At 71.4% G+C, this 21,515-nt stretch carries 20 protein-coding genes and 1 pseudogene; 14 read left to right on the top strand and 7 right to left on the bottom strand.

The genetic code is table 11. The features are described 5' to 3' along the window. Positions 1-553: CGNR zinc finger domain-containing protein (locus FREUN1FDRAFT_RS22865; RefSeq protein ID WP_006542586.1), on the bottom strand; the 553-nt coding region annotated here is incomplete at its 3' end. 106 nt (positions 554-659) lie between these two features. On the opposite strand from FREUN1FDRAFT_RS22865, the gene FREUN1FDRAFT_RS22860 reads away from it, so the two are divergent. Next, positions 660-1,907 carry an epoxide hydrolase family protein gene (locus FREUN1FDRAFT_RS22860; protein ID WP_006542585.1) on the top strand — a complete coding sequence of 416 codons (1,248 nt, stop codon included), beginning with the start codon at positions 660-662 and terminating at the stop codon, positions 1,905-1,907. Between the two features lie 75 nt (positions 1,908-1,982). On the opposite strand, the gene FREUN1FDRAFT_RS22855 is transcribed toward FREUN1FDRAFT_RS22860, so the two are convergent. Further along, a complete protein-coding gene (locus FREUN1FDRAFT_RS22855; RefSeq protein ID WP_006542584.1) occupies positions 1,983-2,627 on the bottom strand; it encodes a response regulator transcription factor in 645 nt (214 codons plus the stop codon). Next, positions 2,624-4,972, bottom strand: coding sequence for a sensor histidine kinase (locus FREUN1FDRAFT_RS22850; protein WP_006542583.1), 2,349 nt, complete (start codon positions 4,970-4,972; stop codon positions 2,624-2,626). Before FREUN1FDRAFT_RS22850 ends, FREUN1FDRAFT_RS22855 begins: the two co-directional genes overlap by 4 nt. A gap of 217 nt (positions 4,973-5,189) precedes the next feature. Between FREUN1FDRAFT_RS22850 and FREUN1FDRAFT_RS22845 the strand changes: the two genes are divergently transcribed. From FREUN1FDRAFT_RS22845 to FREUN1FDRAFT_RS22835, 3 genes and pseudogenes are all read left to right on the top strand, one after another. Beyond that, positions 5,190-5,894: a hypothetical protein gene (locus FREUN1FDRAFT_RS22845; RefSeq protein ID WP_006542582.1), complete on the top strand. Its 705-nt coding sequence runs from the start codon at positions 5,190-5,192 to the stop codon at positions 5,892-5,894. A gap of 565 nt (positions 5,895-6,459) precedes the next feature. Beyond that, positions 6,460-6,666: pseudogene (locus tag FREUN1FDRAFT_RS46635) on the top strand (acyl-CoA desaturase); the annotation flags it as partial. 17 nt (positions 6,667-6,683) lie between these two features. Then, positions 6,684-7,085: a hypothetical protein gene (locus FREUN1FDRAFT_RS22835; protein ID WP_006542580.1), complete on the top strand. Its 402-nt coding sequence runs from the start codon at positions 6,684-6,686 to the stop codon at positions 7,083-7,085. A gap of 84 nt (positions 7,086-7,169) precedes the next feature. Here FREUN1FDRAFT_RS22835 and FREUN1FDRAFT_RS22830 read toward each other — a convergent pair whose 3' ends face one another. Further along, a complete protein-coding gene (locus FREUN1FDRAFT_RS22830) occupies positions 7,170-9,734 on the bottom strand; it encodes a PKD domain-containing protein (RefSeq protein WP_006542579.1) in 2,565 nt (854 codons plus the stop codon). A 453-nt stretch (positions 9,735-10,187) separates the two neighbouring features. Here FREUN1FDRAFT_RS22830 and FREUN1FDRAFT_RS22825 point away from each other — a divergent pair, with 453 nt between their 5' ends. From FREUN1FDRAFT_RS22825 to FREUN1FDRAFT_RS22795, 7 genes are all read left to right on the top strand, one after another. Then, positions 10,188-10,511: a PadR family transcriptional regulator gene (locus tag FREUN1FDRAFT_RS22825; RefSeq protein WP_006542578.1), complete on the top strand. Its 324-nt coding sequence runs from the start codon at positions 10,188-10,190 to the stop codon at positions 10,509-10,511. Beyond that, the gene (locus FREUN1FDRAFT_RS22820) at positions 10,508-10,867 is read left to right on the top strand and encodes a hypothetical protein (protein WP_006542577.1); all 360 of its coding nucleotides are present in this window, start codon (positions 10,508-10,510) and stop codon (positions 10,865-10,867) included. Before FREUN1FDRAFT_RS22825 ends, FREUN1FDRAFT_RS22820 begins: the two co-directional genes overlap by 4 nt. After that, a complete protein-coding gene (locus FREUN1FDRAFT_RS22815) occupies positions 10,864-11,223 on the top strand; it encodes a hypothetical protein (RefSeq protein ID WP_006542576.1) in 360 nt (119 codons plus the stop codon). The genes FREUN1FDRAFT_RS22820 and FREUN1FDRAFT_RS22815 overlap by 4 nt, the downstream gene beginning before the upstream one ends. A 121-nt stretch (positions 11,224-11,344) precedes the next feature. After that, positions 11,345-12,760, top strand: coding sequence for a phenylacetate--CoA ligase family protein (locus tag FREUN1FDRAFT_RS22810; RefSeq protein ID WP_006542575.1), 1,416 nt, complete (start codon positions 11,345-11,347; stop codon positions 12,758-12,760). A gap of 153 nt (positions 12,761-12,913) precedes the next feature. Next, positions 12,914-13,651, top strand: a complete 738-nt coding sequence (locus FREUN1FDRAFT_RS22805; protein ID WP_006542574.1) for an SDR family NAD(P)-dependent oxidoreductase — start codon at positions 12,914-12,916, stop codon at positions 13,649-13,651. A gap of 129 nt (positions 13,652-13,780) precedes the next feature. Then, positions 13,781-14,152, top strand: coding sequence for a YciI family protein (locus tag FREUN1FDRAFT_RS22800; RefSeq protein WP_006542573.1), 372 nt, complete (start codon positions 13,781-13,783; stop codon positions 14,150-14,152). Next, on the top strand, positions 14,149-15,429 hold the full coding sequence (locus FREUN1FDRAFT_RS22795; protein ID WP_006542572.1) for an RNA polymerase sigma factor: 1,281 nt from the start codon (positions 14,149-14,151) through the stop codon (positions 15,427-15,429). The genes FREUN1FDRAFT_RS22800 and FREUN1FDRAFT_RS22795 overlap by 4 nt, the downstream gene beginning before the upstream one ends. Here the strand turns inward: FREUN1FDRAFT_RS22795 and FREUN1FDRAFT_RS22790 are convergent. After that, positions 15,415-16,320: a zinc-binding dehydrogenase gene (locus FREUN1FDRAFT_RS22790; protein ID WP_157475194.1), complete on the bottom strand. Its 906-nt coding sequence runs from the start codon at positions 16,318-16,320 to the stop codon at positions 15,415-15,417. The two genes, FREUN1FDRAFT_RS22795 and FREUN1FDRAFT_RS22790, sit on opposite strands and share 15 nt — an antisense overlap. Positions 16,321-16,429: 109 nt before the next feature. On the opposite strand from FREUN1FDRAFT_RS22790, the gene FREUN1FDRAFT_RS22785 reads away from it, so the two are divergent. Further along, the gene (locus FREUN1FDRAFT_RS22785) at positions 16,430-16,870 is read left to right on the top strand and encodes a helix-turn-helix domain-containing protein (RefSeq protein WP_006542570.1); all 441 of its coding nucleotides are present in this window, start codon (positions 16,430-16,432) and stop codon (positions 16,868-16,870) included. 173 nt (positions 16,871-17,043) lie between these two features. Here the strand turns inward: FREUN1FDRAFT_RS22785 and FREUN1FDRAFT_RS22780 are convergent, their stop codons facing one another. Further along, positions 17,044-18,324, bottom strand: a complete 1,281-nt coding sequence (locus FREUN1FDRAFT_RS22780) for a GAF domain-containing protein (RefSeq protein WP_006542569.1) — start codon at positions 18,322-18,324, stop codon at positions 17,044-17,046. 159 nt (positions 18,325-18,483) lie between these two features. Between FREUN1FDRAFT_RS22780 and adh the strand changes: the two genes are divergently transcribed. Further along, complete coding sequence (gene adh, locus FREUN1FDRAFT_RS22775) at positions 18,484-20,007, top strand: aldehyde dehydrogenase (RefSeq protein WP_006542568.1); 1,524 nt, start codon at positions 18,484-18,486, stop codon at positions 20,005-20,007. A 79-nt stretch (positions 20,008-20,086) separates the two neighbouring features. Beyond that, the gene (locus FREUN1FDRAFT_RS22770; protein ID WP_006542567.1) at positions 20,087-20,578 is read left to right on the top strand and encodes a DUF779 domain-containing protein; all 492 of its coding nucleotides are present in this window, start codon (positions 20,087-20,089) and stop codon (positions 20,576-20,578) included. A gap of 45 nt (positions 20,579-20,623) precedes the next feature. Here the strand turns inward: FREUN1FDRAFT_RS22770 and FREUN1FDRAFT_RS22765 are convergent, their stop codons facing one another. Next, on the bottom strand, positions 20,624-21,487 hold the full coding sequence (locus FREUN1FDRAFT_RS22765; RefSeq protein WP_006542566.1) for an SDR family NAD(P)-dependent oxidoreductase: 864 nt from the start codon (positions 21,485-21,487) through the stop codon (positions 20,624-20,626). Positions 21,488-21,515: the final 28 nt, after the last annotated feature.

Raw genomic sequence — 21,515 nt, 5'->3', positions numbered from 1 at the left:
CGCAGACGGCGGTCGCGCACCAGCGCCCGGTCCGGGGCTTCGATCCGTCATAGAAGACAACCCGGCAGTCCGGCGCCGCGCACATCTTCACTCGCTGCCAGGTGCCGTTCGCGGTCGCCAGGACCGCGGCGGCCGCGAGGCGCGCCAGCGCCTGAGCGACCTCGCCGCCTCCGGCGGGTTCGAGATCGACGCCGTCGGGACTCACCCGGACCCGCAGCGCGAGGCGATCGGCCACGTCGCCCAGAACGGCGTCCCGCGGCGGTGGTTGCGGGGTCCGCTGGTTGGCCGCGGCGGCACCCCGAAGCGCCGCGCGCAGGCGCAGTGCGTCCGCGAGCTCGGTCTCGCCCGTGGGCGCTCCCTCGGGCGCCAGACCGCGAGCCGCGAGCCAACGGCTCAGGGCCTCGGGATCCGCAAGCTCCTCGCGCGGCTGGTAGACGCCGAACGTCCGCTCGTCCACAGAGTTGAGGAACGCGCCCAGGGCCTGCAGCGACGGCGGCGCACCGCAGTGCGACGACCAGGCGTCCGAGGGGTTCGAGGGGTCCGAGGGGTCCATGTCCCCACCAGTGAACCACCCAGCACCCATCGACACTATTAAATGCTATAAGTGGTGTCGATGAAGGTGGCGATGACCTGGAGATCGCCCGACGGAAGGGGCAGGGATGCGGACAGGCGAGCGGGCTGGACGGGAACCGGAAGTGCCGCCGGGACGGGTGACGCCGTTCCGGATCAACACACCGGAGGACTCGCTGGAGCGGATCCGGCAGCGCCTCGCCGAGTTCGACCCGACGGCCTCCTCGAAACGGCCCGGCTGGCAGCCCGGCTGGCGGTCCGGAACCGACCCGACGACGCTCGAGGCGCTAATCCGGTACTGGCTCACCGACTACGACTGGCGACAGCACGAACACGAGCTCAACGCCTTCGAGCAGTTCACCGCCGCCGTGGACGGTCTCGAGCTGCATGTCCTGCGGGAGCCCGGTTCCGGAACGGCTCCCCCGACAGTGCTGCTGCTGCACGGATGGCCCAGCTCGTTCGCGACCTTCCGCGCGGTGATCCGCAGGCTCGCCCATCCGGAAACCGTTGGCGGTGATCCAGAGGACGGGCTGACCGTCGTTGTCCCGTCACTGCCCGGATACGGCTTCTCCACGCTCGCCGCAGCCCCGCTCGGTGTCCGGTCAGCCGGGCATCTCCTCCACCGGCTGCTCACCGAGGTTCTCGGGGAGACCAGGTACTACGTCCACGGCGGGGATCAGGGTGCGCCGATCGCCGAATGGATGGCCTTCGATCATCCGGGCCACTGCGCCGGGCTGCACACCACCCTCCTCGGCGTTCGCCACGACGGTGCGCCCCTGGGAAGCGGCCTGACCGGCGTCGCGGACCCGTCAGCCGACGAGACCGCGTTCACCCAACGGGAACGTGACCTGAACACCGGTCCCCTGGGCGCCTACTTCCTGCTGCAGCTGACGGCGCCGCTCACGCTGGCACCAGCCCTGGCGGACAGCCCGGCCGGTTTCGCCGCGTGGGTGCTGGAGAAGTTCCACCTGTGGAGCGACCCCGCCGCCACCGGCAGCGGACCGGCGCTGACCACTGACGACATCATCACCGAAATGATGATCTATCTCGTATCGGGCAGCGTCACCAGCTCGCTGGTGGCCTACTCGGAGCTCTTCACCGACCCGATCACGCTCCCGCCCGGCCGCGCCATCGAGGTGCCCTCCGCGTTCGCGGCTTTCCCGGACCCGCGGGTCGTGACCCCACCGGCGAGCTTCGTCGCGCGTTCACGGAACCTGGTGCGATTCACCGAGCCCCCACGCGGGGGGCACTTCCCGGCCATCGAGGTCCCCGACATCTTCGCGGTGGACCTGGCCGAGTTCGTCCGGCAGACGGAACGCACAAGCACGACGAGGTGATCTGCCTCGCCCGCCCCGGCGAGTGATCCAGGATGCGGGATGCGGTGCTCCCGTCGATGCCGACGTATCGGGCCGCTACTCGGCGGTACCGGATCCGAAGCCGGCGTCGCGGGCCCGCAGGATCACCTCGGTGCGGGTCGCCGCCTCGAGCTTGGTGAGGATCGTCGAGATCCGGTTGCGCACCGTCTTCTCGGAGAGGGACAGCCGGGCGGCGATCTGCCCGTTGGCGAGGCCGTCCGCGACGAGGTCCAGCACCCGGATCTCGGCGTCCGTCAGCTGGGGGAAGATCCGCGGTGAGAGCCCGCCGACGGCGTGGCGCACCTTGTCGGCGATCCCCGGTCCGATGACCAGCTCACCGCGTGCCACCGCCTCCAACGCTCGCGCGACGTCCGCCTTCGACGACTCCTTCAGCAGGTAGCCGCGCGCCCCCGCCTGCAGGGCCGCCTGCAGGGAGGCGGTGTCCTCGCTCATCGTCAGGACCAGGACGGACGTCCCGGGCACCTGCTCGCCGATGCGCGCGGTGGCCTCGATGCCACCCAGGCCCGGCATGCGCAGGTCCATGAGCACCACGTCGGGCCGGTGCAGCAGCACCGCCGCCAGCGCGGCGTTGCCGTCCGCCGTCTCAGCGACCACGGTCGCGCCCAGGTCGGCCAGCAGGCCGCGCAGCCCGTCCCGGAACAGCTCGTGATCATCGGCGATCACGACGCGCAGGGATGTCACGCCGGGCCGCCTTCCCGCAGCGGTAGCCGCGCCCGAACCAGCGTGCCGCTGCCCGCGCCGGTCCCGCCGCGCTCAATCCCGGCCCGCTCGATCGCGCTGGGCTCGATCGCGCTGGGCTCGATCCCGCCGGTGGGGCGGACGGATCGGGCGTCGAGGACCTCCAGGCGGCCGCCCACCTCGCTCGCCCGCTCCCGGATGCTGCGCAGCCCGATTCCCGGGACCGCGTCGGCAGCCAGGCCACCGCCGTCGTCGCTCACCTCGACCAGCAGCCACGGCGGCTCGGCCCGGACCCGGACGACGCACCGCTCGCAGCCCGAGTGACGGACCGCGTTCGTCGCCGCCTCCGCCACGATCCGGTACGCGGCGACCTCGGTCGCGGCCGGCAGAACGAGCGCCGCCAGCTCGGCCGGTGCGTCCAGGGTCACGACCGGCGCGAACGGCGCGACGGCCTGCGTCAGGGCGACCGCCAGCCCGCCCTCGTCGAGCGCGGGCGGGCGCAGATCCTCGACGATGTGCCGGATCTCGCGCACGGTGCCGCGCAGCCGGTCACGGACCAGGGCGGCGCGGTCAGCCGCGGGGTCGGCCCGCTCCGCCAGGCCCGCGACGATGACGTCCAGCTGCATCGCCATCGCGGCGAGCTGGGGGCCGACGCCGTCATGCAGGTCTCGGCGCAGCCTGCGGCGCTCCTCCTCGCGCGCGGTGACCAGCCGCTCCCGGCTGCGCCGCAGGTCATGCTGCGTGCTCGCCGCGTCGAGCAGGTCGCCGGCCCTCCGGGCGATGTCGTCGAGCATCGCCCGTTCCGTCTCGGTGAACTGGTCGGCCGGGTGGCGGCGGCCCACCAGCAGGGTGCCGGCCCGCCCGCGTCCGGTCCTGGCGGGCACAGGCATCCGCTCAAGCCAGCCGACCGGCGTTCCGGACTCGATCGTCGGCAGCCGTTCGTCGCTGCCCTCGATTGCCGCGTAAGGCACCTTCAGAGCCTCCCGCACCCCGTCCGTGAGCTGGGAGAGCGCGTCCACCGGACCGGTGGCCAGGTCGAGCCGGCCACGCAGGACGGCGAGCACCGCGTACGGGTCACGGGCCGCGCCGAACAGCAGCCGGTCGACGAGGCGCTGCAGCTGGTCGCGGGCCGCCGCCGCGACGAGCGCCGCGACCGCGAGCACGCCGTAGGCGATCCGCCGCCCCGGCACCAGCGCGCCCGCGCCGGCGACCGTCGCCGCATAGGCCAGCAGCAGGAACGCGGTGAGCAGGCCGTACACCAGCATCCGGCTGAGCGCCGTCCCGATGTCGAACAGCCGATGGCGGACGGCGCCGACGCCGATGGCGGCGACCAGCAGCACCATCCCGACATCCATGCCGGTGGCCTGCCCGTCCGGGCCGTGCGGGAGCGCGCCCAGCAGGGTCGCGCCGAGCAGGCAGGCGACCCCGAGCACCAGCCACTGCAGCCGGGCCCGCTCGACGCCGGTGGACCGGCGCAGCCGCGTCACGACCGCCAGCAGCCCGAGCAGCCCGCCGCCGAAGATGACCGCCAGGGAGGTGATCATCGTGACGTAGCGCAGCCCGGTCGCGGACTCCAGACCGTACGGGTTGCTCAGCAGCGAGGACACGTCCAGCTGGGTCGGGCAGAACATCCGGGCGATCAGATGGCATCCGATGGCCGCGGCGGTGGCGGCGACGGGAGCCCGCCACCGCCGGGAGGGCAGCCGGCCGTCGGGGAACAGCACCGGCACCAGCCCCCACAGCACCAGGTACGGAACGTAGCCCCAGGTCGCGAACCAGGTGGCCGCCTCCTGGGCGGGCAGCCCCTGCTCACCGGAGATGCCCTGCGCACCAGGCAGCAGGGCGAGCGCCGCGTACTGGGTGGCCAGCAGGTACGGGCCGGTCAGCGCGGTCGTCAGCAGCAGCCAGCCGACCCGGTTACGCGGCTGGTAGACCAGCACCAGGGCCGCGACCAGCGGGAACGCGATGGCGAGGACCAGATCCGCCCGGTCCAGCGCGACATGCTCGGCCGTCCGGGCCGTGACGTACCGGTGCAGCAGCACGGCGCCGACCGAGCAGAGGACGGACTGCAGCGCCAGCCCGACCGCGAGCACCGAGGCCACGACGGCTCCGGACGTCATCGTGGCCGCCGGCGCGGCCGGAACCGCGGGCGCGGCCGGGACCGTGAGCGCGGCCGGGACCGTGAGCGCGGCCGGGACCGTGAGCGCGGCCGGGACCGTGAGAGCGGCCGGGACCGTGAGAGCGGGCGGGGACGAAGGCCGGGGCGGGACCGATAGCGCAAGCGGGGGCGCCACCGGGTGCGGTGCCGCGCCGTCCCAGGTGCCGGATACCGGCGCAGATGCCCCCATGCACCCAGCATCACGCCAGATCGGCGCGATGTCGCGCCTGGTCAGCGCACTGTCGCGAGCCCGATCAGCGCGGTGTCGCGCGCACGTCCCCGGTGTCGTACGCACGTCCCGGGCACGGGGCGGCTGTCCCTCGTTTGCGGGACGCCGGGCGCCCGAGGCTGGTCCTCACAACGCCGGCGGCGATCGGGCCGCCGGTGCGAGGAGGGGACGGGACACCATGACAACCACGACAGCGCAGGTCACCCGCGGCTACCGCGACGATGTCGCCGCCGGTACGCCCACCCGAGCCCGGTGGACGTGGCTCGGTGTCGGCGCCGGGGTGCTCGGCATCGTCGCGACGATGTTCACCAGTCCGAACGTCGGCACGGACCGGGTCGGGCCGGACGCGTTGGCCAAGCTCTCCCGCGGGCAGCTCCAGCTCGGTGGCGCGCTCGGCTACGCGACCGTCGCGCTCCTGCTGGTTCTGGCCGCTTCCTGGCGCGCGAAGGCGGTGACCGCGGCGCGCGGCGCCGTGGCCGCCCGGGTGGTCGCCGACGGGCTGACCGCTTCCGCCGCGGCGCTGAGCCTCGGCTACGGCTGGAAGCTGGCGCTGGCGCTGTACCTGCCGGGCGGGCTCAACGAGAACGGCTTCAACACGGATGGTCAGTTCGTCTACTTCATGCTCAACGACTTCGGGCCGTTCATCGGCTACCTCGGAGTCGTCGTCGCCGCGGGTGCGGTCGCCTGGCTGGGCCTGCGTGACCGGCTGGTGTCGCGGTGGCTGGGCCTGGTCAGCCTGATCCCGCCGGTCGCGGTGCTGTTCATGTCGGGTGCGCTGTCGATCGCCGGCTTCCCGGGCATCGTCGGCCCGATCTGGCTGATCGTCGCGTTCGCCGGGCTCAGCCTCGGCAAGCACCCGATCCTGGGCACCTCTCGGCCCTGACGACTCCCCGTCAGGATGCCCGTCGACCCATCAGGATGCCGTCGTGAGTACTCATCAGGGTAGCTACCCTGATGAGTACCACGACGCCGATCACGACCCGGGTGGATTCATTGCTTCCGAGCAAGAGATGAGGATTTTGGCTGCTACAGCAACCGAAATCCTTACTTCTTGCGGATTACCAAGCGGATTTATGCCCCGTCTGCCCCTATTAGCATGAACTGATGGTGCCATGGCGCGGCGCGAGATCCCCGGTGGATCGCCAGGCGGTGGGTGAGCACGGAACTCAAGGCCAATATCGGTGGCCCTGGAGCCGCCACTTCTTGCGGTCCGCCGGAGCAAGCCTCCGAGTCGGTAACCCGCTCGCGCGACGGGGTCACACGACTCGCGCCGTCGTGCACCGATACCAGATCCAGCCGGTTCCACGGCCATCGAGAAGCGACACCACTCCCCTGATAGAAAAACGAAAGATCTCCGCTCGCGAACACCATCACGAGTGTTTGCTGGTTATAAATAGCTGACCTGACCAGCAGGTTCTTGTCTATCCAGCGGAGGACTGGTGAGCTGAATGGTCGACGAGGGCACCAGGCCCGTCGCGCGCGCCGACAACGCCCTGCTGGCACCTCAGCCCGCCGCCGGGCCCGCCCGGGCCGGCACCGAACCACGCCGGAAGACCATCAGCAATCCCAACGTGCACCGTCTGCAGCGACGGCATTTCCTGCTGTTCGACATCGCGCCGATCCTCGGGACCACGGTGGCACTCCTGCTGCTGTGGCCGGCCGCCTCAAAGACATGATCATCATCAGGGGGCGCAACCTCTACCCGCAGGACATCGAGAGGACCACGGAGCAGGCACATCCCGCGGCGCGCGCCGGCCGGGTGGCCGCCTTCGCGGTTCCCGACCCGGCTGCCGGCGAGCGTCTGGTCGTCGTCGCGGAGGTCCGCGAGACGCTGGATGTCGTCCCCGACGACGTCGCGGCGTCGATCCGGGCCGCGGTGGTTCGCGAGCACGAGGTGTCGATCGGCGATCTGGTGCTCACCGGGGCGTCCGAGCTCGCGACGACCAGCAGCGGGAAGATCATGCGAACCGCCGCCCGCGCCCGCTACCAGGACGGAGGCTTTCCCGCCTGGTCCCCCGGGGCTCGCGCCGCGAGCCAGGCACTCGCCGCGCAACTCGACGGCTCGACACTCTGACGGCCGCGGCGCGTGCCAACCATTTACCCGCCGTGCATCACCGCACATGCCCGCCCGGGCCACCCTCCGCCCGGGCCCGCCGGGTCAGCCTCCGCTGGAGCCTCCCCCGATCGCGCCCGAGGTCGTCGAAGGCGTCGCGGGTGACGCGCAGGTGATCGTGGCGCTGGCGCGGTACGCCGGGGATACGAAGGTGATCTGCCCGTTCTCGTAGATCTCGATCTCGTCCGTGCTCGTGACGGTCTCCCCGGGCGCGCCGTCCACGGTCGTCGTGAAGCTGACGGTCTGTGTCCCGGCGCCGCCGAAGGTCAGCGACTGCGCCCCGGGCCCATGGTTTCGCCAGGCCCACGTGGCGGTGCCCGCACCGTTCGCGGTCACCGTGCCGGTGAAGGTGAGCGTCAACGGGCAGGCGTAGGTGCCCGAGCCCGGGCTGACGGAGGCGCGTCCGGCGGTGGCCTTGAACGGGGCCCCGACGGTGACGGTGGCGGTATCCGTCGCGGTCACCCCAGTACCGTCCTTGATCGCGGTCAGGGTGACGGTGTAGGTGCCCGGGGCCGTGTAGGTGTGGGTGGCCCCGGAGCCAGCGATCTCAGCGCTTCCATCACCGAACGAAATGCGGTAGCTCTGGTGCGGATCCATGACGTACCGGATCTCGTCCTCGGCGGTCACGGTCAGCGGCGCCTGGCCTGACGTGGGGGTCACCGACAGCGACAGAGTTGGCAGGCTGCAGTCGCCGTCTGTACGTGCCGCGACCTGGTGCGGCTGGGATCGCGCGGTCGCCCCGGTTGCCGCGGACACCGTGCCCACCAACGTGAAGGCGTCGCATCCCGTGACGTCGACCTGGAACGCGCCGCCGCCGCGGGCGTTGACCGTTGTCCCCGCCGCTGGTGACGCATCAAGCGCGAAACGGGTCACCGCGGCGCCCGCGCCGGTACCGGGACGGACCGTGACGTTCAGCGAGGTGGGGGACGTCTGCGCGACGGTGAGGGTGGGTGTGGCCGGGTTGACGGGCTGATCGGTCTGCGTCTGGGTTCGGGTGGGGCCAGGGTTGGGGTTGGGGTTGGGGCCTGGCGGTGGCTGGGTGTGTGTGGAGGGAGGTGGGGTGCGCGACGGGTCGGGTCTCGTGGGGGGTTCCTGGTCCGTCACGTTGATCGTGCTGGCGACCTGGGCCTGTTCGCCGCTGGCGAGCGCTGCCCGAATGGTCACCGGGTAGCTGCCCGGTCGTGCCCAGGTGTGTGACACCTCCACCCCGGCAGCGGTGCCCGTGTCGTCCCCGAACGACCACCGCACCGAGGCCAGTTTCGACCCGCCGGAGGCCAGCGCACGCAGTACCACCGGGCGGCCGGCCGCCGCCGGATTCATCGACATCTGGATCTGCACGGCGGGCCGGTCACGATCCGGCGTGCGGCTGCCGGTGCCGGTCGGCGTCGGTGGCCGTGGCGACGCTGTGCCGGTCGGTGGGGTGGTGGGCTTCGAGGAGTCGCCGGAGCCACCGGAACCGCCAGAGCCCTGGGTGTCTTCCGCGCCGCCGCCGCTCCCTCCGGAGAACAGGTCGTCTCCGGGCCGGTCCGGGTTGTACTTCTGGATGGGGATGGTCTGGCCGGTGAGAGACAGGACTCCGGCGCGGGCGCTGGCGGGGTCGTTGTAGAACACGAACGGCCCGCTGGGAACAAGGTCGAACGGCGTGTCCGGGTCGAGGATGTCGGCGTGGGTCACGGTGCCGGGGTGGGCCAGGTCCGCGATATGGACCTCGCCGGTGGTGAAGTCGGGGATGAAGACCCGGCCCGCGGCCTCCGCGGGTTCGCCGAGGGTGTGGCCCGCGGCGTCGAGGTCGATCGCGGTGTCGCACCGGTTGCGGTCCAGGTCGCTGACGAGGAGGACCCCACGCTGCCCGGAGGCCGCGTATACCCGGGACGCGGCCGCGGATCCGGTCAGAACAGCGGTGTCGTCCCGCGCGCCGCCGGCCAGGCAGGTCGGCGCCCCGAAGGTGCCGTCGTCATGCAGCGGACGCACGGCATCCCCGTCTACGACGACGGCGCGCCCGCCCACTTCGAGCAGCCGGGCCGCCGGTGACGCGACGGCCCCCGTCCGGGGTACCGCCGGGCCCGTGCCTGTGCTGTCCAGGGAGACGATCCGGCCCGAGTCGGCGTCCACCAGCCACAGCCGGCCGGTCGCGTCCACCACGCCGCCGCCGGGCCCGATCCGTGACACGACGGACTGCGGCTGGCCCGCGCTCAGCGTCCGGGAGTCGACGCTGGTCACCAGCCCGGCCTGCTCGGCGAAGACGTACGCGCGACGCGGGCCGGGGAAGACCCGTAGCCGCTGCCCCGGCCGGGCGAAACGCACCGGCCTGGAGACCTCGTACGAGGCGCTGTCGACCCGCACCACCGTGCCCGTGGCCGTGTCGGCGACCAGCGTCTGGGCACTGGTCGAGGCGGCGGACAGATCCGAGCCCGGGTCGGCGACCCTGACCTGGGTGATCAGCTGCCCGGACGAGCCGTCCACCAGCGCGGCCTGGCCGACCGCGGAGGACACCAGCCACGCCGAACCGCTGTCCAGCGACACCCGCAGCGCTGGGTCGTCCCGGCTCGACACGACCACCACCGCCACCGCGGCGGCCACGAGAATGGCGCAGGTCACCGCCAGCCGCATGCCCCGATCCGCCGACCGTCTCATCCCCGCGCTCGTGTTCACCTTGGCCCCGCAGCAAGCTGTCAGCCCGTGGCGTGCCTACCGCCGTGGGAGATTCCCCCGGATAGCGCGGCCCTGCGACCCGCGACGCCCGAATTTCTCGGGATTCCGGTCCGCCTGCGCAGTCGCCGCTTTGTCTCCGATTCCGATTCTGATTCAGAATCAGCATCACGGGCGCCGATCCGGCCGTCAATGTCCTTTCGGGCAGTCTCCCGGACCATGTGTTCCCCGCTCGCGGGTGGCAGGACGGCTGTGGCGCGGTTGACTCTCCAGTTGGTGGAGACCTGACGATCGGGTTCATGATGATCGGCGAGCTTGCGGCGCGACGGGTACGCCCGGGCGCTGCGCGCCCACGCCTGAGCGGAGATCACCGGGTGTTGTCACGCCCAACTACTACGCCATACGATGCATCGCATGGCGAGATTCGGGCGGGACGAGGGCCTGGCCCGCTTCGGCGAGCCAGGCGTACTCGTCCTGCTCTCACTGAGCGACGGCCCCAAGCACGGCTACGCGATCACCACCGATGTGCTGGAACAGACCGGGGTCCGGCTCGGGCCCGGCACCCTGTACGGCTCACTGACCAAGCTGGTCGAACGCGGCCTGATCGCCGCACTGCCCAGCGACGACCGCCGCCGCCCCTACGAGATCACGGCAGCGGGAAGAGCTGCCCTCGCCGCCCAGCTGGCGACCTGGTCCCGGGTCGTCCACACCGGGCAGACAAGGCTGGCCCAGGCATGAAACGTTCCCTTCTCGCCCTGTGCCCCAGGCGGTGGCGGGAGCGCTACGGCGACGAGTTCGCCGCGCTCCTCCAGGACACCCCGCTGACCTTCGCCGTCGTCATCGACGTCCTTCGCCTGGCCGTCGGGCTCCATCTCCGGGCCAGGCCGCGGCTCACCCACATCGCCGCGGCGGTGCTCGCCACCGCGGCCATGGAGGCAGCTGCCGTACGAGCAGAGCTGACCGACAACATCCTGTGGGCTCCGACCACCCCGCTGCGGGCGCTGGCCCTGGTCGCGACCCTGACACCGACCGCGTTGCTGCTCCACTCCGCGGCCATGCGCCGCATCCGACGCCAGGAAGCCAGGGCGGCATGACCGGGCTCGCGGTAGCCGCCGTGGTCGCAGGGGGCCTGATCGCGGTGGGCGTGATCGCCGCACGCCGGCCGGCGCCGCCACCAGCCACCGGCCTGGCAGCACGGCTACGGCGCGCGGCGGGCCGTCTCCTCCTGCTGGCCGTCGGCGCCGTTCTTGTCGCCCGGGCCGGATACCTCCTCGCCACCGAGCATCCCGATGATCCGGCGACCTATCGACACGCCTGGGGCGGGCCGCACTATTCCGGTTTCATCATCGTGCACGCCGGCCCCGGTGCCCTGGCTCTTTTCCTCACCGGCCTGGCCCTGCTGCGCAGACTGAAGGGACACCGAGGAACGGTCGGTCTTCAGCGCGGGTGACAGGAGAATCCGGCCAGTTGTGGCGGCGATCCGCCGAACCTGCCGGCTGCCTGCGCAGCCACAGTTCGCGTGATCGCCGGTCGCGGCCGACACTGTGTGCGTGTCCCGCGAGGACCCCGCGGTGGGCTACCGGCGTCTGCGTGCAGCGCATCTGAGCGCTGCGCGGGCGGCGCTTGAGGACCATGTCGCGCGGCTGGCCTGGTCTCACCAGCGCATCGAGCACTACCGCACCGAGCGACTGCGTGCGCTGCTGGGATTCGCGCGCGAGCGCTCACCGTTCCACGCAGCCCGGATGGCCGACCTCGACCCGGCCACGGCGACGGTTGACGACCTCGCGCGGCTGCCCCCAATGACCAAGCAGGACGTCCAGAGGGAATGGGACGCGATAGTAACCACGCCTGATATCGACCGGGCGGGCGCGGAGCGGGTGCTGGCCCAGCAGGGCTGGTTCTCCTACACGCCCACCGGACTGCAGGTTTTCAGCTCGGGCGGCTCAAGCGGTGTACGCGGCGTCTACATCTGGGACTGGGAGCAGTTCGTCACGCTCGCGTGTCTCGCCTGGCGATGGCAGGTGCGGGGCGAGCACGCATCAGCCGACTCGGGCCGCTCTGCCGACTCGGCCCACTCTGCGGGCCCGGCGGGCTCGGCCGGTCGGCCGGCGCGACTGGCCGTGCTGGAGGCCGGCGAGCCGCCGCACGCCAGCACGCCGCTGTTCGACATCGCGACCGGGCCGTTGACGCAGACCTTCGTGATCCCGACGACGGCCCCGTTCGATCAGATTCTGCGCGCGGTGGCGGACGCACGGCCGACTCATCTCGTCGGCTACGCCTCGGTGATCGGCCGTCTCGCCCGGGCCGCGAACGCGGGAGAGCTCGAGATCCGGCCGGTCCGGGTGAGCACCAACTCCGAGCCGCTCAGCGCCCAGGACCGCGACGCCATCGACACCGCCTGGGGAGTCCCCGTCCACAACCTGTGGGGCTCGACGGAGATCGGCGTCCAGGCGGTCGGCTGCGGCCACCGTGACGGCGACGGCCTGCACATCTGCGCCGACGAGGTGATCCTCGAGCGGGTTGATGCGGCCGGGCGCCCGGTCGCCCCCGACGAGCCGGCGGCGCGCACGCTCGCGACGGGGCTGGCAGGGCGAACCTTCCCGTTTGTTCGATACGACCTGGGCGACGAGATCACGCTGCTGCCCGGCCGCTGCGCGTGCGGGAGCTCGATGCCACGCGTGGCCGACATCGTCGGTCGGTGTGACGACGACTTCCGCTACGGGCGGCGAACGGTCCCGGCGAGCGCGTTCCGGCATGTGCTGGGCACCGACCCGCTGATCTCGGAGTACCAGGTGCACCAGACCGCAGGTGGGGCGAACGTGCTGGTGGTCGGGTCACCCGACACCACCGCGGTGGCCACGGCGCTGGCCTTCTCGCTACGGCCCTATGGCCTCCCGGATGCCGACATAAGCGTGACCTCCGTTGCGCAGATCCCGCGGCACGCCTCGACAGGCAAGCTCAAGCGGTTCATCGCCCTGAGTGGCTAGCTCACGTTTCGCCTCATGGCCGAGACTGCCACGGAGGGAACGGCGTCACCACCCCGTGCCTGACCAGGGAATGCCACGTCGGATTCTCGCCAGCATTGTTCGGCACGCAGGAACTAGCCTGCAGGAAATACGCCGGAGATCCTGGAGATCCGAATGCCCACCATCGTTCTCATCACTGGCGGCAGCCGAGGCCTGGGGTACGCGGCCGCCGCACATCTGAGCCGATCAGGATCCACTGTAATCATTGGAGCGCGGCGGGAGACAGCAGCACGCACGGCCGTCGAGGCCCTGGGTGCAAACCACGGAACCGTGGACTGGGTAGAACTCGACGTCACCAGGCCGGCAACCGTAAGATCCGCCGCAGCCGCCATCCAGGAGCGATACGGCCGTCTCGACGTCCTGGTCAACAACGCGGGCGTTCTCCCCGAGGCCACCGACACCAGCGCCCACGATCTCGCGGACCCGGACACGTTCCGGCAAACGTTCGAAACAAATGTTTTCGGCGTGGTAACGGTAACCGAGACATTTCTTCCGCTACTGCGACGAAGTGACGCGGGTCGGATTGTCAACGTGTCTTCGACGATGGGCTCGCTCGCCGATCAGAACAACTCGCAGTCTCCGTACTATCCGATGTTCCTGCCCGCGTACAGGAGTTCGAAGGCCGCACTCAACAGCCTCACGATCGAGCTGGCGAAGCATCTCAAGGACACCGCCATCAAGGTCACGACCGTGTGCCCGGGCTTCGTCCAGACGGAGTTGACCCCGATGAACCGCCAGCTGGCGCCGCTGACCGCCGACGAAGCCGCGCACGTCGTGGTCAGCGCCGCGACACTGCCCGCCGACGCCGAGACGGGCACCTTCGTCGACGCCGGCGGCCCCGTTGCCTGGTAGACAGCGGATTCCTCGTCGAGCGTTGTTCGGACGGAAGATGTTCGGGCGGGCATGTCAAGACGGTCCGGTCGGCTCCGACCAGGTGGTGCGCGGGCCCGGCCGGGGCTCGCGAACCACGAGGAGCAACCCATGAAGTTCGTGATCAGCCTGGTTATCAACCCAGCCCTGCTGGACGTCCTGACCGAGGAGGAGAAGGCCGCGGTCGGCGACGGCCACAGCAGGCTCATCGAGGCGATGAAGAAGTCCGGCGAGCTGATCACCGGGCTGGCGCTGGTCGACCCGGCGCAGGCCGCCGTGGTGGCCGTGCGCGACAGCCAGCGGGTGGTGACCGACGGGCCCTTCGTCGAGTCCAAGGAGTATCTGGGCGGCTTCTACCTGATCGATGTCGAGAGCAAGGAGCGGGCGATCGAGCTGGCGGCGCAGATCCCGGACGCCGCGATCGAGGGCCTGGGTGTCGAGGTGCGGCAGGTGATGTTCGCCGACGGACAATTGGACGTATGACCGCACCAGTGATCGAGGACCTGCTGCGTGAGATCACGCCGCAGGTCCTCGGCACCCTGGCACGTCGGCACGGGCAGTTCGAGGGATGCGAGGACGCCGTGCAGGAGGCCTCCCTCGCCGCCACCGTGCAGTGGCCGGCCGAGGGGGTGCCGGACAACCCGCGTGGCTGGCTGATGACTGTTGCGTCCCGGCGGCTCATCGACCAGATGCGCAGTGACCACGCCCGCCGCGAGCGGGAGTGCGCGACCGCCACCGAGCCGGTGCCCGACGGCGTTCCGGATACCGACGACACGCTCGTCCTGCTGTTCCTGTGCTGCCATCCGACGCTGACACCCGCCTCCCAGACGGCGCTGACGCTCCGGGCGGTCGGCGGCCTGACCACCGCCGAGATCGCCCGCGCGTTCCTGGTGCCCGAGGCCACGATGGCGGCCAGGATCAGCCGCGCCAAGCAGCGCATCAGGGCCGCCGGCAGCTCGTTCAGCCTGCCGGGCGGCGCGGAGCACGCCGAGCGACTTCGGGTCGTCCTGCACGTGCTCTACCTGATCTTCAACGAGGGCTACGTCGCCTCCTCGGGCAGCGAGCTGCACCGCGCCGACCTCGCGCGCGAGGCGATCCGGCTGACCAGGATGGTGCACGCCCAGCTGCCCGACGACAGCGAGGTGACGGGGCTGCTCGCCCTGATGCTGCTGACCCACTCCCGCCGCCAGGCCCGGGCGACGGCGGCCGGCGACCTGGTGCCGCTGGACGAGCAGGACCGCGCGAGGTGGGATCGCGGGCTGATCGACGAGGGCATCGAGCTGGCCGCGGCGTCGCTGGCCGGGCCGGTGTTGGGGCCCTACCAGCTGCAGGCCGCCATCGCCGCCACGCACGCCGACGCCGCCACGGCCGCCGAGACCAACTGGCCGCAGGTGCACGCCCTCTACCTGATCCTGGAACGGCTCGCACCCAACCCGATGGTCACCCTCAACCGGGCGATCGCGCTCGCCGAGACCAAGGGCCCGCCGGCCGGGCTGGAGCTGCTGGCGACCCTGGACGGCGACGAGCGGATGGCCGGGCATCACCGCCTGCTGTCCGTCCGGGCGCATCTGCTGGAGAAGAACGGCGACCCGGCCGGGGCGTACGAGCACTTCCGGCGGGCCGCGCGGGCCACCGCCAGCATCGCCGAGCAGCGCTACCTCGAAGCCCGGGCCAGCCGAGTGCGGGTGCGGCCACCGCGGGACCTCGCGGCGGGCGCGGGGTCGGCGCTCCCACCAGAGGACGGGTCAGGGGACCAGTAGCCAGCGGCCACGCTGGCCGCCGCCGGCGACCTTGGAGTACGCCGTGGCCGCGTCGGCCAGCGGGACCTGGCCGGCCACCCGCGGTTCCAGGACTCCGGCGGCGGCGAGGGCGAGCAGACCGGCGAGCTGGGCGCCGTCCGGCTCGACGTTGACGATGACGACCTCGATGCCCCGCTCGGACGTCGCGGGAGACGCCGAGACCACACCGACGAACGTCCCGCCGTCGCGGAGCGCGCCCAGGGCTCCCGCGTGCAGGACCGCGCCGTCGACGACGGCGTCAAACGACCGTTCCGGCAGCTCCGGCAGCTCCGTGACCAGCGCGCGCGCCCCGGCCCGCCGCACGAAGTCGTGGTCGGTCTCACGGGCGAGCCCGGTGACGGCGAAGCCCGCCTGCGCGGCCAGCGCGACGGCGTACCCACCGACGGCGCCGGCGGCGCCGGTGACCAGGAGGTTCCGCCCGTCCGCGGGGCCGAGCCGGTCGACCATCTGCGCCGCGGTCAGGGCGTTGAGCGGCAGGGTCGCGGCATCGGCGAGGTCGAGCCCGGCCGGCAGCAACGCCGCGCTCGCCGCCGGCACGACGGTCTCCTCGGCGTGCGCGCGAACGGGAGCCGTGACGTCACGGTGGATCGCGGCGACCTTGTCACCGACGGCGAATCCGGTGACCTCGGCTCCCGTCTCGGTGATCACACCGGAAAACGACCAGCCGAGCCCGACCGTACCGTCAAGTCCGAAGATCATCCGGGTCGGGCCGCCGTCGAACAGGGTGTCGACGGGGTCGACGGATGCCGCGACGACGCGGATCCGAAGGTCGCCTGGCCCCAGCGGGGGAAGCGTCACCTGCTCGAGGACGGGGGACGCGGTGTCGTGCCTGGACAGGAGTGCGAGTGCCACGAGGTCTTCCTTCCGGCTGCTGCCACGTGCTGTCGGCACAACCATCGGAGACCTACTCTCTTCTGGGAAGAAGGCACTTTGAAGTGGCGTGGGCACCCGGAGGTAAGCCATGGACGTCGTCACCGCAGCCAGGCCGACAACGGTGCCGACGGTGCCGACCGTGCCGACAGCACCGCCGACGGCGGGGTTTGACGTGTTCGACGCGTCCTGCCCCAGCCGCCGACTGCTCGACACGATCGGCGACAAGTGGGCGAGCCTCGTGATCGTGGCGCTGGGCCTGCAGGGCCGGATGCGCTACAGCGAGCTGTCCGTCCGGATCGCCGGGGTGAGCCAGAAGATGCTGACCCAGACCCTGCGAGGGCTCGAGCGCGACGGCATGCTGACCCGCACCGTGACCCCGTCGGTGCCCGTCCGCGTCGACTACGAGCTCACCCCGCTGGGACTGTCGCTCCTGGAAACCCTGCGCCATCTCAAGGACTGGGCCGAGGCCCACATGCCCGAGGTGGACGCCGCGCGAGCCACCTACGACCAGAACCGAGCCCACCCTTGACAGCCGACCACCGCGATCTCGGCCAGCCAACAATTCACGCCAATAGGAACGAAAGGAACATAGAGTCACTTGACAATCCGCAAGAAGTGAGCATTTCGGTTGCTACAGCAGCCACAATCCTCACTTCTTGCTCTGAAGCAGCGGCGACAGCGGAAGCGTCCGGTGTTCGTCGCTCAGCGGCCCTCGTGGTCGAGGACACGCACCCGGGCGATCGCGCGGTCCCGCTCCGGGCCAGCGGGCAGCAGGTCCCGGCATCGGCGCCAGAGGGCGAGGTCATCCGCGGCGACCGGGCCCTCGACCCAGCGCAGCAGCAACAGCGGATCGCCGTTGCGCTCCAGGGCCGCCCGCACCTCCTGCGCCATCCGCAGGCGGACGGTGGCGACCCCCGGGGAGCCGGAGCGCGCGAGCAACGGTGCGCGCCACAGGGTGATGGCCGCCGCGGGGTCGCCGGCGGCCAGCGCCCGCCGCACGTCGTCCACGTCGGTGGTGAGCGCCCCTGGGGCGAGCCGGTACGGACGCGAACGCAGCACCTCGGGCCCGAGGACCCGCCGTAGCCGCGAGAGCTCGGCGCGGACCGTCACCTCGTCGAGGTCCCGCTCGTCGAGCAGGACGGCGAGCCGGCCGGCGCTGCATCCCTGCGGATGCTCGGCGAGCAGGAGCATCAGCTCCGCATGGCGCAGGCTGACCCGCCTGGTGCGCCCGTGCTGGGACAGCGTCGGCCCACCCGGGTCGAGAACGGACAAACGCAGCGGCTGCTCGACTGGACGACGCACGCCCCCGTCTCGGTGCTGCCGCAGCAGCAGCTCACGTTCCACCGCGGCGGCGGTGGCCCGGACGAGCGCCAGCGCCCCGGGGGAGGCGGCCCGCTCGTCGCCGGTCACGTCGAGTGCGCCCAGCAGCGCACCGCCGACCGGGTCGCGGACCGGCATCGCCGAGCAGCTCCACGGCTGCACGGGACGGGCCCAGTGCTCGGCGGCCACCACCCGCATGCCGACCCCGAGCGCCAACGCCAGGCCGGGGGCGTTCGTGCCGGCGTGCCGCTCGTCCCAACGGGCCCCGGCGACGAACCGCATCCGCTCGGCCCGGCGGCATGCGGCCGGGTCGCCTTCCACCCAGAGCAGCATGCCGGCGGCGTCACTCACCGCGACGATCATCTCGTCGGACGCGGCATGCTCGACCAGCAGGTCGCGCACCACCGGCATCGCCTGCCCCAGCGGGTGCGACGCCCGGTAGTCGTCCAGCGCGTCGTCGACGAGATCGACGGGCGGGACGGTGGCTTCCGGGTCCACCCCGAAGGTGCGGGAGCGTGTCCAGGATTCCAGTACCTCGGGGCGCACCTGGCCGAGCGCCTGCTCGCCACCGCCAGGTGCACGACCGTCGTCGGCGGCGGCGGTGCGGACCCCGGTGAGCAGCTGCTCCTGCGCGACCCGGCGCCTGTCGCACCCGTTGGTCATGGAGACCTCCCCCCGACAGGGTGGCGTGAACCGGATCAGTGGGCAAGGGGCCGCTGGCACCCCCGTTGTGTTGCAACGGTGTTGCAACGTTCACCGATCTAGCGTGCACGCAGCCGGCGTCACGGTGACCGGCCTCACATCGCAGAGGGAGCGCTCGAGATGACCATCTACGCCCGCCCTGGCGAACCGGGCTCGCCAGTCCGCTACGCGTCGCGCTACGACAACATCATCGGCGGCGAGTACGTCCCGCCGGTGAAGGGTCGGTATTTCGAGAATCCGAGCCCGGTCACCGGCCAGGCCTTCACCGAGATCGCCCGCTCCAGCGCCGAGGATGTCGAGAAGGCCCTCGACGCCGCCCATGCGGCCGCACCCGCGTGGGGGAAGACGTCGGTGGCTGCTCGGGCCGACATCCTCAACAAGATCGCCGACCGGATGGAGGCGAATCTCGAACTGCTGGCGGTCGGTGAGACCTGGGACAACGGCAAGCCGGTCCGCGAGACGCTGGCGGCGGACATTCCGCTGGCCGTCGACCACTTCCGGTATTTCGCCGGTGCCATCCGAGCGCAGGAAGGCACCCTGTCGCAGCTCGACGAGGACACCGTCGCCTACCACTTCCGCGAGCCGCTCGGTGTCGTCGGGCAGATCATCCCGTGGAACTTCCCGCTGCTGATGGCGACGTGGAAGCTCGCGCCGGCGCTCGCGGCCGGCAACGCCGTCGTGCTCAAACCCGCCGAGCAGACCCCGGCGTCCATCAACCTGCTGTGGGAGCTGATCGGGGACCTGCTGCCGCCGGGTGTTCTCAACGTGGTGCAGGGCTTCGGTGTCGAGGCCGGCAAGCCGCTGGCGTCCTCACCCCGGATCGCGAAGATCGCCTTCACCGGTGAGACGACGACCGGACGCCTGATCATGCAGTACGCGAGCCAGAACCTGATCCCGGTGACGCTGGAGCTCGGCGGGAAGAGCCCGAACATCTTCTTCAAGGACGTCCTCGCCGAGCATGACGACTTCCAGGACAAGTGCCTGGAGGGATTCACCATGTTCGCCCTCAACCAGGGCGAGGTCTGCACCTGCCCGTCCCGCGCGCTCATCGACCGGTCGATCTTCGACGATTTCCTGGACGCGGCGGCCGTCCGCACGAAGGCGGTCCGACAGGGCAACCCGCTCGACACCGAGACGATGATCGGCGCGCAGGCCAGCTCCGACCAGCTCGAGAAGATCCTCTCCTACATCGACATCGGGAAGAAGGAGGGCGCCCGCCTCGTCCTGGGTGGCGAGCGCGCCGAGCTGGGCGGCGACCTTTCGGGCGGCTACTACGTCCAGCCGACGATCTTCCAGGGCACCAACCGGATGCGGATCTTCCAGGAGGAGATCTTCGGGCCGGTGGTGTCGGTGACCTCCTTCGACGGATACGACGACGCGATCGCCCAGGCCAACGACTCCCTCTACGGCCTCGGCGCGGGCGTGTGGACCCGCAACGGCAACCTCGCCTACCGGGCCGGGCGGGACATCCAGGCTGGCCGGGTCTGGACGAACTGCTACCACCTCTACCCTGCGCACGCGGCGTTCGGCGGGTACAAGCAGTCCGGGATCGGCCGGGAGAACCACAGCATGATGCTCGACCACTACCAGCAGACGAAGAACCTGCTGGTCAGCTACTCCCCCAAGGCGATGGGCTTCTTCTAGGCCGCCGGGCCGCCGCGCCGCCGGGGCGCCTCGGAGCGCCCTGGGCTGCCATCCCACCCGCAGCCGACAGGAGACGGCGATGCACCAGGAGAGCACAGAAAGCGCAGACGGCGCAGACGTGACACGGGTCGACGCCACGCCTGCCGCGCTCGCCATGCTGCGCCGCCTCGCCCAGGAGCACGGGCCGTTGATGATCCACCAGTCCGGTGGGTGCTGCGACGGCTCGTCGCCGATGTGCTTTCCGCGCGGGGAGTTCCTGGTCGGTGACAGCGACGTCCTCCTCGGCGTGATCGGCGCCGGGGAGGACATCGCCCCGGAGGACGTCGCCCCGGAGGACGCTGTGCCGGGCGAGGGTGTGCCCGTCTACATCGGCGCGGCGCAGTTCGAGTACTGGTCGCACACCCACCTGACCATCGACCTGGTGCCCGGCCGCGGCGCCGGCTTCAGCCTGGAAGCACCCGAGGGCTACCGCTTCCTCACCCGCTCCCGCCTGCTCACCGACGAGGAAACGGCCCGGCTGGCAACGCAGCGCCCGGTGCCGGGACCCATTTCCGGCGACTCGCCGACGTGAACGGCGCGGGCTCCAGCCTGCTACCGGATGAATACCCGCCCGTGTTCACCGCGCCGTCAATCCACGCAGGCCGAGCATGCCGATGATCATCCGTTCGCGCAGGCGCGCGGGCAGGCGGGCGACCAGGCCGACCGCACGGGCGTCGCCGACGACGTACCGCCGCCGTGGGCTGCGTGCCGACACCGCGGAGACGATCGCGGCGGCCACGGGCGCGGCCGGACGCAGGCGCATCTTCGCCTGTGCCTCGCCCACCGCGGCGAGGTGATCGCGGTAGAGCGACAGCTGGTGCGGCGAGAGCGTGTCCAGCGCCCGTTGCGCGGCGACTGCGGCCTTGCCGAAGATGGGTGTCTCGGTGCTTCCCGGCTCGACCAGCACCACTGGCATCCGCCACGCCGCGAGTTCCAGTCGCAACGCGCTGGACAGCGCGTCCAGCGCCGCCTTGCTCGCCGACAGCGACGCCATGAACGGTATCGGGACGCGCGCCGAGGGGGCGGTGACATTGACGACCCGGCCGTGGCCGGCCCGCAACAGCGGGAGAAACGCCTGGGTCACGTAGACCGGGCCGTAGGTGTTGACCTCGAACTGGCGGCGCAGCTCACCAACCGGGATGAGCTCCAACGGACCCTGCACGATGACCCCGGCGTTGTTCACCACCGCCCGCAGGCCTTCCCCGCCCGTCTCAACACTGATTCGGTTTGCAGCCGCCGCGACGCTGTCGGGGTCGGCGACGTCCATCGGCAGGACCGCTACGCCGGGCAGTTTCGCCAGGTCCCGGCTGGCGCCGCTGTCCGTGTGCACCGCGGCGAACACCCAGTATCCCCGCTCCGACAGAGCGCGCACGGTTGCGGTTCCGATACCGCCGGCGGCCCCCGTCACCAGCACCCCTCGCGGTGACCCACTGTCAGCCATGACCACTCCTCCTGGTTGAGATGTACCC

This window comes from Parafrankia sp. EUN1f, assembly GCF_000177675.1.
Classification (GTDB): Bacteria; Actinomycetota; Actinomycetes; order Frankiales; family Frankiaceae; genus Parafrankia.
This window is presented reverse-complemented; position numbering and strand designations above follow the sequence as displayed.